Below are 11,313 nucleotides of genomic sequence, written 5' to 3' on the forward strand. Positions count from 1 at the left end.
GGATTTGCGACCGGGACGGACCCGGGTCAACCGGAATGACCGGTACCAACCTAACCCGGGCCGCGGGTCCCTCAGGCGTGCGTGGGTGCGAACATCGCCAACTTGGCCGGAAGCAGCAGGAGGGAAGGGCCAGGTGTCTTCAGGGACTTGGCCAGGTCCTCGCGGAGGGACTCCGGGGTGGTCGTGGCCGCCGGGATGCCGAAGGAGGCCGCCAGGGCGACGAAATCGGGGCGGGTCAGGCTCGTGCCCGTTTCGCAGCCGTACTCGCGCAGGATGCCGTAGCCGCCGTCGTCCACGATCAGCCAGGTGACGTCCAGGTCGTGCTGGCGGGCGGTGGCCAGGTCGGCGATCGAGTACATCGCGCCGCCGTCGCCGGAGACCGCGAGGACCGGGGTGCCCGGCTCCGCCACGGCCGCGCCGAGGGCCGCCGGGAAGGCGTAGCCGAGGCCGCCCGCCCCCTGCGCCGAGTGCATGGTGTTGGGGTGCTTGGCGTCGAAGGCCGACCAGGCCCAGTAGGACAGGATCGTCATGTCCCAGAAGGACGGGGAGCGGGGCGGGAGGGCCTGGCGGATCGAGGTCAGGAGCTGCTGCTCCAGGGTCAGGTCCTGGGAGTCCAGCCGGGCCGCGATCGCGGACAGGAGCAGGCCGACGCGCTCCGGGGCCCCGGGATCCGCGCGTTCGGCGACCGTTTCAAGGAGTGCCTGCAGGGCGAGGCGGGCGTCCGCGTGGATGCCGAGGCCCGCGTGGTTGGACTCCAGCTTGCCGAGGTCCGCCTCGATCTGGACGACCCGGCCCTCCGGGAAGAACGTGTGGTAGTTCGAGGACAGCTCTCCCAGGCCCGAGCCGACGACGAGGAGGACGTCGGCGTCCTCCAGGAAGTCCGTCATGTGGCGGTCCTCCAGCCAGGACTGGAGGGACAGCGGGTGGGTCCAGGGGAAGGCGCCCTTGCCGCCGAAGGTGGTGACGACGGGGGCGTTCAGCCGCTCCGCGAGCTGCTTCAGCTTGCCCGCCGCGTCCGAGCGGATCACCCCGCCGCCCGCGATGATCACCGGGCGCTCGGCGTTCTCCAGCCAGTGCGCGGCCAGCGCGGTCAGCTCCGGGCGCGGGGCCAGTTCGTGCGGGGTCGCGTCCATGCCCGTGACCTGGGGGACGACGGTTTCCGCGCGCAGGACGTCCTCCGGGATCTCCACCCAGACCGGGCCGTGCGGGGCGGTCAGCGCCGATTCCCAGGCCTCGGCGATCACGGACGGGATCTGGGAGGGGGTCCGGGCGGTGTGCACGGACTTGACCACGTCGCGGAAGGAGGCCGACTGGTCGCGCAGTTCGTGCAGGTGGCCGCGCCGGCCGCCGCCCAGGCCCGGGGTCGGGACCTGCGAGGAGATCGCCAGGACCGGCGCGGACGCCGCCGCCGCCTCCGCGAGGGCCGGGAGCGCCATGAGCGCGCCCGGGCCCGTGGACAGCAGGAGCGGGGCCGCCTCGCCGGTCATCCGGCCGTACGCGTCGGCGGCGAACCCGGCGTTGCTCTCCGTACGCAGGCCCACCAGGCGCAGGTCCGAGCGGCCGACGGCGTCGAACAGGCCGAGGGCGTGCTGGCCGGGCAGCCCGAAGACGGTGGTGGCGCCGAGCGAGCGCAGCGTCTCCACGACCAGGTCCCCGCCCGTGCGCCCCGGCGGCGGCGCGAGCGCGGCCGCCTTCTGGGCCTCGGTGGGACGGAGTACCAGGTCGTGGTCGTGCGTCACGCTCTTCGTTGCCCTTCGCCTCGCCGCGTTGCTGTGCTTACTGCCCCTGCCTGGCGGCAGAGATCTGGCGGCTCATGATCGTGGTCAGCTCGTACGCGGTGTGCGAGGCCGCGACCGAGGTGATCTCCGCGTGATCGTACGCCGGGGCGACCTCGACGACGTCCGCCGAGACCAGGTTGCAGGAGGAGAGCCCGCGGATGATCTCCAGCAGCTCGCGGGAGGTCATGCCGCCCGCCTCCGGGGTGCCCGTACCGGGCGCGTGCGCGGGGTCCAGCACGTCGATGTCGATGGAGATGTACAGCGGGCGGTCGCCGATGCGCTGGCGGAGCTGGTCCGCGACCTCGTCGGCGCCGCGCCGGTAGACGTCGGCCGAGGTGACGATGCCGAAGCCCATCTTGGCGTCGTCGTCCAGGTCCTGCTTGCCGTACAGCGGGCCGCGGGTGCCGACGTGCGAGAGCGCCTCGGTGTCGAGGATGCCCTCCTCGACCGCGCGGCGGAACGGGGTGCCGTGGGTGTACTCGGCGCCGAAGTAGGTGTCCCAGGTGTCCAGGTGCGCGTCGAAGTGGAGCAGGGCGACCGGGCCGTGCTTCTTCGCCACCGAGCGCAGCAGGGGCAGCGCGATGGTGTGGTCGCCGCCGAGGGTCATCAGGCGGGAGCCGTTGCCGATGAGCTCGTCGGCGGCGGCCTCGATCGTCTCGACGGCCTCGTTGATGTTGAAGGGGTTCGCCGCGATGTCACCGGCGTCCGCGACCTGCGCGAGCGCGAACGGGGAGGCGTCCTGCGCCGGGTTGTACGGGCGCAGCAGGCGGGAGGCCTCACGGATGGCGTTGCCGCCGAATCGGGCACCGGGGCGGTACGAGACTCCGGAGTCGAACGGCACGCCCACGACGGCCACGTCGGCCTTGCCGCCGACCTCGTCCAGGCGGGGCAGCCGGGCGAAGGTCGCGGGGCCCGCGTAGCGCGGGATGCGGGAGGAGTCGACGGGGCCGCGCGGCTGCGTGCTCATGGGGGGCCTTCCGGGGAGATGTGCGGTGCGGTCCTTCGAGCGTAAACGGACACCCCGGGCGGGCGAAGTGTACGTTTCATCCACCGGCCCCCCTCCACTATGTACGGAGTATCCATCCATGGAAGCCCCTCCCACCCCGCCGGTCGCACTCGGCCGGCTGCTCGCCGACCACGAGCTGGGGCTGCGCCACCTGGCCGGCCCCGCCGAGGCCGCACTGCACGGGGTCCACGCCTCCGAGATGACGGACCCGTCCCCGTACCTGCTCGGCGGCGAACTCCTCCTGACGGCGGGCGCGGGCCTCGCGGGGGCGACCGCCGCGGCGGCCCCGACCGCGACCGCGCAGCGCGGCGCGGCACGGGGCGGCTCCGCGCCCGGGGGTGCGGTGCGGGGCGGCTCCGCGCCCGGGGGCTCGGTACAGGGCGGCTCCGCACCTGGGGACTCGGCACAGGGCAGCCCCGGGTCCGGGGGCTCGGTGCGGGGCGGCCCCGGGTCCGGGGGCACGGTGCGGGGCGGCCCCGGGTCCGGGGGCACGGCACACGGCGGCTCCGCACCTGGGGACTCAGCGCAGGGCAGCCCCGCGCCCGGCGGCTCGTCACACGGCGGCTCCGCGCCCGGGGGCTCGGTGCACGGCGACCCCGCGCCCGGGGGCTCAGTGCAGAGCAGCCCCGGGTCCGGGAGCTCGGTGCGGGGCGGCTCCGCGCCCGGCGGCTCGGTGCACGGCGACCCCGTACCCAGGGGCTCAGTGCAGAGCAGCCCCGGGTCCGGGGTCTCAGCACAGGGCAGCCCCGCACCCGGGGACTCGGCACACAGCAGCCCCGCACCCGGCGGCTCGGCACACGACAGCCCCGCGCCCGGCGGCTCGGTGCACGGCGACCCCGCGCCCGGGGGCTCGGTGCAGGGCGGCCCCGGGTTCGGCGGTGGTGCGGAGCCGGGGGGCACCGACGCCGGGCTGTACGTGGCACGGCTGGTACGGGCCGGGGTCGGGGCCCTCGGCTTCGGGGTGACCCCGGTCCACGAGACGGTGCCGCGGGCCCTCGTCGAGGCCTGCGACCGGTACGGCCTGCCCCTGGTCGAGGTGCCGCCCGGGACCCCGTTCACGGCGGTCGGCCGCAGCGTCTGGCGCCTGATGGAGCAGGCCCGTACCGCGGAGCTGCGCCGGGTGACCGAGGCTCAGCAGTCCCTGGCGGCTGCTGCCGCCCGCCCGGACCCGGTCCCGGCCGTCCTGCGCCGCCTGGCGGCGACCCTGGGCGGCTGGGCCGGCCTGCTCCCCGCGCCCCGGCCGAACGGGCCGGGAGCGACTGGGCCGGGCAGCACCGGGGCGGGCACCGTCGCGGCAGGGCCCGGACGGGCGGGGCCCGGCGCCGCAGGGCCCGGCGCGGCGAGGCTCGGATCGGCAGGGCCCGGCGCAGCAGGGTCCAGCACCGCATGGCCCGGCGCGACAGGGCCCGGCGCGACAGGGCCCGGCGCGGCGGGGCCCAGCACCGCAGGGCCCAGCACCGCGGGGCCCGGCAAGGCAGGGCCCAGCACCGCGTGGCACGGACCGGCAGGGCCCAGCACCGCGGGGCACGGACCGGCAGGGCCCAGCACCGCAGGGCCCAGCGCCGCAGGGCGCCGACCGGCGCCCACTGCCGGGCTCGCCGGTGCCCGGCCCGGCACCGGGGTAGTGGCCGGGCCCGCGCCCGAGCCCCGGGAGCGGAGCGGGGCCGCAGAGGCGGTGCCCGAGCCGGCATCCTCGGGCCCGGCCGGATCAGGCGGCGTGGTGCGGGCTCCGGGGGCCGCAAGCCAGGCCGGGGCCGCCGCACCCGGAGCCTCCGCCGGGCCCGTGCCCGAGCCCGGGGTGCTCGATGTGCTGCACGCGCTCGCCCGGCGGGTCGCGGGCGGCTCCGCCGTCACCGCGACGGCCGCGCACGGGGGGCTCCACCTCAGCGTCCACGCCCTCGGCGACGGGTGGGTGCTCGCCGTCGCCACCCCGGTACGGGCTCCCGGGGACCACACCGTCGCCTCGGTCGCGGCCGTCCTGCTGACCCTGCTCACCGCGCGCCGCACGGCCGGGGCGGAGGCCGCCCTGACCCGGCTGCTGCTCGGCGGAGATCCGGCCGGGGCGCTGGGCCCCGGGCCCTGGTACGCCGTACACGCCCGCGGAACCGGTGACCCGCGGGCCCTGGCGGCCGCGCTGGGCACCGTACTGCTGGACCCGGACCCCGCGCGCGCGGACTCCCCCCACACGGACACCGTGCGGCTGCTCACCGACCGCGAGCCCGGCCCGCAGCCCGGATGGCGGCTCGGGGTCAGCGCCCCGACCCCGGCCGCGGGCCTGCCCGGCGCCGACGCGCAGGCCGGGCGGGCCCTGGAGCGTGCCGAGGCGGCCCGTACCGCGCTGGCCCGCCACACGGAGGCCGGCTTCGCGGGCCTGGTCGGCGCGGCCGAGGCCCGGGCCCACGCGGAGGCCCTGCTCGGCCCCCTCCCCCCCGTGCTCCGCGACACCCTGCGCGGCTGGCTGGCCCACCACGGCAGCTGGGACCGCAGCGCGGCCGCCCTCGGCGTCCACCGCAACACCGTCCGCCAGCGCGTCGCCCGCGCCGCCGCCCTCCTGGCCCGGGACCTGGACGACCCGGACGTACGGATGGAGCTCTGGTTCGCCCTGCGCGTGGCGGCGGCCGGGCCCCCGGAGCAGGACCCGGCGCAGGACCCGGCGCACTGAATCCGGCACGTGCGGACCGGCACGCGCGCAATGTCCGGATCATGACTGTTCACCCCTGTCCCCCCGGGTGAGGATGTCTCCGCCCGAACGCTCCGAACGCTCCGAACGCTCCATTCGCTCCGAACGCCCACATTCAGGTAGATCCGGGGGGATCCATGGGAACGAGCACGAGCACGAGCCCGAGCACGAGAACGAGAACGAGAACGAGCACGACACGCAGCGCCCTCGCTGCCGCAGCGGGCCTCCTCGCCGCACTCACGCTGGCCACCCCCGCACCGGCGGCCCAGCAGGAGGCCGCCGCACGCTGCACTCCGTCGCTCCGCGTCCTGGAACGACTGCCCGTCGTCTCGGAGGATCCGTATCCGAGCCCGTGGGTCCGCCGGACCCAGGTCGAAGCCCTCGCGGAAGGCCGGCCCGACCTGGCCGTCGGCATGTCCCAGCTGCAGCCGGTCTACTGGATCGGGACCCGCGTGCACCGCCCGCCCCTGCCGGAGGGATCGGGGTCCGGCAAGGTGACGGACGTCAACCGCCACGGCCTCATGGTCGGCTACGCGAACACGCCCGGGGGAAGCATCGCCTTCAGCTACCGGCCGGGCGACCGCTCCGTCACCGTCCTGCCCGGCGGGGGCATACCGCGCAGCGTCAACGATCACGGCGTCATCGTCGGCACCGCGTGGGATCCCGTACGGAACCTGACCATCGGCATGGAGTGGCGCGGCGGCCGCCTGCTGCGCGAGCTGGAGCCGCCCGCCGGCTACCGGCTCCACTGGCTGGCCGGCATCAACAACGCCGGCGAGATCGCCGGGACCGGCGGCGCCGTGTCCTCCCCGGGCACACCGGGCGGGGCCGACCGCGCCCTGTACTGGCCCGCGGACCGCACCGCCGCCGCCTCGGCGCTGGCGCCGGGCTCCGAGCCGACCGACCCCTTCAGGGCGAGCGGGATCGACGAGCGCGGCCGGATCGTCGGCTACACCTTGACGGGTGCGGGCCCCGACCACCACGAGGAGGCCGTCGCCTGGAACACCCCGGGCAGCCCTCCCTCGTTCCCGGCCATGGTCGCCGGCGCCCGCACCAGCACCCTCGACGGCATCAGCCCCCGCACCGGGGTCGCGGTCGGGCTGACCTCGTTCCCCGTCGACCCGCCGCTCCCGGTGGACCGGCCGACCGCGCAGGCCCAGTACCTGGCCGGCAGCGGCCCGATGCGCGTCCTTCCCGGGCTCACCCCGAGCGGATACACCGTCGCGTTCACCGTGAGCGACGACGACCGGGTCGGCGGGACCGCCCTGGACGCGCAGAACCGGCCCCAGCCGGTGATCTGGACCTGCGCCTCCCGGCAGGCCTACGTACGGTCGTAGCGCGTGCCGCGCGACCGGCCCGGACGGGTCCCCGCCCCGCGGCGGGGACCCGCACCGCACGCACATCCGGCCGACGTGCCGGACCTCACTCTGGACAGCGCGACCAACTCGCCGGTAACTTAATCTGAGCAAGCGCTTAGATTGGGCGGCTGACTGCCGCGACGAAGGGAGTCGGCCGTGCGCCGTACGGTGTTCAACGAGGACCACGAGGCGTTCCGCGAGACCATCCGCGCCTTCATCGAGGCCGAGGTCGTCCCGGTCTACGACGAGTGGTTCGCGGCCGGCCAGGCCCCGCGCGAGTTCTACTACAAGCTCGGCGAGCTGGGCATCTTCGGGATCAACGTCCCCGAGGAGTTCGGCGGCGCGGGCCTGGACACCCACAAGTTCGAGGCCGTCCTCTACGAGGAGACCTCCCGCGCGGGCGTCAACTTCGGCGGCTCCGGCGTGCACGTGCTGCTCGCCCTCCCCTACATCAAGATGCTGGCGAGCGACGAGCAGAAGAAGCGCTTCCTGCCCAAGTTCGTCTCCGGCGAGGAGATGTGGGCCCTGGCGATGACCGAGCCGGGCACCGGCTCCGACGTCGCGGGCATGAAGACCAGCGCGAAGCTCTCCGAGGACGGCACCCACTACGTCCTCAACGGCTCCAAGACCTTCATCACGGGCGGCGTGCACGCCGACCGCGTGATCGTCTGCGCCCGCACCTCCGCCCCCAGCGAGGACGACCGCCGCTTCGGCATCTCCCTCTTCGCCGTGGACACCAAGTCCGAGGGCTACTCCATCGGCCGCAAGCTCGACAAGCTCGGCCTGCGCACCTCCGACACCGCCGAGCTGGCGTTCGTCGACGTGAAGGTCCCGGTCGAGGACCTGCTCGGCGAGGAGAACAAGGGCTTCTACTACCTCGGCGCCAACCTGCCGTCCGAGCGCTGGGGCATCGCCTTCGGCGCGTACGCGCAGTCCAAGGCCGCCGTCCGGTTCGCCCAGCAGTACGTGACGGACCGCACCGTCTTCGGCAAGCCCGTCGCGCACTTCCAGAACACCAAGTTCGAACTGGCCGCCTGCCAGGCCGAGGTGGACGCCGCCGAGGCCGTCGCCGACCGCGCCCTGGAGGCCCTGGACGCCGGTGAGCTCACCGCCGCCGAGGCCGCTTCCGCGAAGCTGTTCTGCACCGAGGTCGCGCACCGCGTCATCGACAAGTGCCTCCAGCTGCACGGCGGTTACGGCTACATGAACGAGTACCCGATCGCCCGCCTGTACGCCGACAACCGCGTGAACCGCATCTACGGCGGCACCAGCGAGGTCATGAAGTCCATCATCGCCAAGTCGATGGGCCTGTAAGGCATCTAGCCTTCACTCCATGAACGAGGCACTGACGACGCTCCTCGATCTGCTCGACCTGGAGCAGATCGAGGAGAACATCTTCCGCGGTACCAGTCGTTCCGCGCTGGTACCGCGGGTCTTCGGCGGCCAGGTCGCGGCCCAGGCCCTGGTCGCGGCCGGCCGCACCGTGCCCGAGGACCGCACCGCGCACTCGCTCCACTCGTACTTCCTGCGCGCCGGGGACCCGGGCGCGCCCATCGTGTACTCCGTGGACCGGATCCGCGACGGGCGCTCCTTCACCACGCGCCGGGTCGTCGCCGTCCAGCACGGCCAGCCGATCTTCCACCTCTCCGCGTCCTTCCAGACGTACGAGGAGGGCCTCGACCACCAGACCTCGATGCCCGACGCCCCCGATCCGGAAACCCTCCCGACGGCCGCCGAATCGCTCCCGCTCTACCGGGACGTCTTCCGCGATCCGGGCACGGTGGAACGTCTCGTCGAGGCACGCGGCGCCGTCGACCTCCGCTACGCCACGGTCCCGCCCTGGGGCAGCGTCGGCGAACCGGTCGAACCGCGCTCGCAGGTGTGGTTCCGTACCGCCGGCAAGCTGGAGAGCGACGACGCGCTCCTGCACACCTGCCTGGCCACGTACGTCTCCGACATGACCCTGCTCGACTCGGTGCTGCTCGCGCACGGCAAGGGCGGCTGGGCCGTCGGCGACGTGGTCGGCGCCTCCCTGGACCACGCGATGTGGTTCCACCGCCCGTTTCGCGCCGACGAATGGCTGCTGTACGACCAGGAGTCGCCCTCGGCGGCCGGCGGCCGGGGCCTCGGCCAGGCGAGGATCTGGACCCAGGACGGCAGACTCGCCGTGACGGTCATCCAGGAGGGCGTGGTGCGCGTCCCGCGCGCGTAGTACGGCCGCCCGACGTACCGTCACACCATGTCCAGCAGCGATGCGATGGTGAACGGAAGCGGAAACGGAAGCGACGGCCAGGGCGAGAGCGAGAGCGTCGGCACGGTCGTCGTCGCCGTCGTCACGAACCTCGGCATCGCCGCGGCCAAGGCCGTGGGCGGGGTCATCAGCGGATCCAGCGCCATGCTCTCCGAGGCGGCGCACTCGGTCGCCGACACGGTGACCGAGGTGATGCTCCTGGCCGCACTCAAACGGAGCGCGAAACCGGCGGACGAGGCGCACCCGCTGGGGTACGGGCCGGAGCGCTACATCTGGGCCCTCCTCGCATCGGTCGCCACCTTCGTCGGCGGCGCGGTGTTCGCCATCTACGACGGCATCCACACCCTCCTCCACGGCGAGGACCCCGGAAACCCGACCGTCTCCTACATCATCCTGGCCGTCGCCGCCGTCCTGGAGGGCTACTCCCTCCTCGTCGCCTGGCGACAGGTCAAGGGCGAGGCCGCACGGATGCGGGCACCGCTGGGGCTGTACGTGAAACACACCCCGGACACGGCGGTCAAGGCCGTCCTCCTGGAGAACGTGGCCGCGCTGATCGGTCTGGCCCTGGCGGCGGGCGGCCTGCTGGGAGCGCAGCTCACGGGGTCCGGCGCGTACGACGGGGTCGCCTCGCTCCTGATCGGGCTGCTGCTGGTGTGGGTGGCGTGGGAACTGGGGCGCTCCAACGCGCAGTACCTGATCGGGCGCCCCCTCCCGGAGGGGATGCGGGCGGATGTACGGGAGGAACTGCTCTCGGTGCTGCACATCGAGGCGGTGCTGGAGCTGACCACGCTGGTGCAGGGCCCCTCGGAGGTACTGATCGCCGCGAAGATCGACTTCCACGACCTGGCGTCCGCCGCGCAGGTGGAGGCGGCCTGCGAAACCGCGGAGGCCCAGCTCCGGGACCGCTTCCCGGTGATCCGCCGGGTCTACTTGGACCCGACCCCCACCCCCTCGTGACACGAAGGCGCCCCGGGGGACTCCCGGGGCGCCTTCTTCCTGCCCGACCGGCTGGGCTCAGTGGCCGAGCTTCGCCTTGAGGTCCTTCTTGACCTGGTTCTTCACCGTCTGCTTGTTGACCTTGTTCAGGTTCCCACCCGTACCGGTCCCGTCGCCGCCGACCGCGGTGGCGTCGCCGCTGTTGATGGCATCGGCACTGGAGTCACCGCCCCGGGCGTCACCGGTGTCGATCGTGCACTTGCCCTTGCAGTTCCCGACCCCGCTGTTGGCGTCACCGCCGCGGGAGTCGCCACCGACGGTGGTGTTCTCGGCGTTCGCGTCGCCGCCGGTACCGATGCCATCGGCACTGTCGTCCTGGAGGACGGACACCACGTGCTGCGGAACGGGAGCGGCCATCGCCGTGGCGGGGAGAGCGATGCCACCGCCCAGCAGGGCGACGGAAGCGGAAGCGAGGACGATGCGACGGGTCGAAAGAATCTTGAACATGATGGTTCTCCATTCGGAAAGGAAAAAGGGTCCGGGGTGATTACTTGCCGAGCTTCGCCTTGAGGTCCTTCTTCACCTGGTTCTTCACCGTCTGCTTGTCGACCTTGTTCAGGTTGCCGCCCTTGCCGGTACCGTCGCCGCCCACGGCAGTGGCGTCGCCGGTGTTGATGGCGTCGGCGCTGGAGTCGCCGCCCCGGGCGTTGCCGGTGGTGATGGTGCACTTGCCCTTGCAGTTCCCGACGCCACTGTTGGCGTCACCGCCGCGGGAGTCGCCACCAACGGTGGTGTTCTCGGCGTTCGCGTCACCGCCGGTACCGATGCCATCGGCACTGTCGTCCTGAAGAACGGACACCACGTGCTGCGGAACGGGAGCGGCCATCGCCGTGGCGGGGAGAGCGATGCCACCGCCCAGCAGGGCGACGGAAGCGGAAGCGAGGACGATGCGACGGGTCGAAAGAATCTTGAACATGGCCGTTCTCCATTCGGAAAAGAAGGGGATTCGAGAATCCTCCGGAAGAAGAATTCCCTGGCCTCTGGATTCCCGGGGAGTTTCCCGGTGAGGGCGTACTCCAAATAAACCCTCTGCCGGGGTCCGCGTCACGCCACTCGCATTCGGGGCTTGACGCATCCGCCCGATCTTGATAATTCGCCCACCGGCCGGGTGCGGGCCCTGCGGGGCGAAGTCCCCTACCCGCCCTTCCACCGTTCCCAGGGCTCCGCCCTGACCCGCGCCTCAAACGCCGGCGAGGCTGAAGAGGGGGGTCCCGGGCTGCGCCCGGACCCCAAAGACCCGGGGC

At 73.6% G+C, this 11,313-nt stretch carries 9 protein-coding genes; 5 read left to right on the plus strand and 4 right to left on the minus strand.

Going from position 1 to position 11,313, the window contains the following annotated elements:
• Positions 1-71: 71 nt before the first annotated feature.
• Together ACWCP2_RS27280 and speB are read right to left on the minus strand one after the other, a co-directional pair.
• On the minus strand, positions 72-1,739 hold the full coding sequence (locus ACWCP2_RS27280) for a thiamine pyrophosphate-binding protein (protein ID WP_450911226.1): 1,668 nt from the start codon (positions 1,737-1,739) through the stop codon (positions 72-74).
• Positions 1,740-1,776: 37 nt separating this feature from the next.
• Positions 1,777-2,745, minus strand: coding sequence for an agmatinase (gene speB, locus ACWCP2_RS27285; protein WP_450911227.1), 969 nt, complete (start codon positions 2,743-2,745; stop codon positions 1,777-1,779).
• A gap of 118 nt (positions 2,746-2,863) precedes the next feature.
• Here speB and ACWCP2_RS27290 point away from each other — a divergent pair, with 118 nt between their 5' ends.
• From ACWCP2_RS27290 to ACWCP2_RS27310, 5 genes are all read left to right on the plus strand, one after another.
• Positions 2,864-5,446: a helix-turn-helix domain-containing protein gene (locus ACWCP2_RS27290; RefSeq protein ID WP_450911228.1), complete on the plus strand. Its 2,583-nt coding sequence runs from the start codon at positions 2,864-2,866 to the stop codon at positions 5,444-5,446.
• Positions 5,447-5,601: 155 nt separating this feature from the next.
• Entirely contained in the window at positions 5,602-6,801 is a 1,200-nt protein-coding gene (locus ACWCP2_RS27295) for a hypothetical protein (protein ID WP_450911229.1), read from the plus strand.
• Between the two features lie 177 nt (positions 6,802-6,978).
• Positions 6,979-8,136 (plus strand): acyl-CoA dehydrogenase family protein, encoded by a 1,158-nt coding sequence (locus ACWCP2_RS27300; protein ID WP_450911230.1) that lies wholly within the window; start codon positions 6,979-6,981, stop codon positions 8,134-8,136.
• Between the two features lie 19 nt (positions 8,137-8,155).
• The gene (tesB, locus tag ACWCP2_RS27305) at positions 8,156-9,034 is read left to right on the plus strand and encodes an acyl-CoA thioesterase II (protein WP_450911231.1); all 879 of its coding nucleotides are present in this window, start codon (positions 8,156-8,158) and stop codon (positions 9,032-9,034) included.
• A gap of 45 nt (positions 9,035-9,079) precedes the next feature.
• On the plus strand, positions 9,080-10,030 hold the full coding sequence (locus ACWCP2_RS27310) for a cation diffusion facilitator family transporter (protein WP_450911236.1): 951 nt from the start codon (positions 9,080-9,082) through the stop codon (positions 10,028-10,030).
• Positions 10,031-10,087: 57 nt separating this feature from the next.
• Here the strand turns inward: ACWCP2_RS27310 and ACWCP2_RS27315 are convergent, their stop codons facing one another.
• Positions 10,088-10,516 (minus strand): hypothetical protein, encoded by a 429-nt coding sequence (locus ACWCP2_RS27315; RefSeq protein WP_450911232.1) that lies wholly within the window; start codon positions 10,514-10,516, stop codon positions 10,088-10,090.
• A 40-nt stretch (positions 10,517-10,556) separates the two neighbouring features.
• Entirely contained in the window at positions 10,557-10,985 is a 429-nt protein-coding gene (locus tag ACWCP2_RS27320) for a hypothetical protein (RefSeq protein ID WP_450911233.1), read from the minus strand.
• Between the last annotated feature and the right edge of the window lie 328 nt (positions 10,986-11,313).

This window comes from Streptomyces sp. NPDC002104 (genome assembly GCF_053593795.1).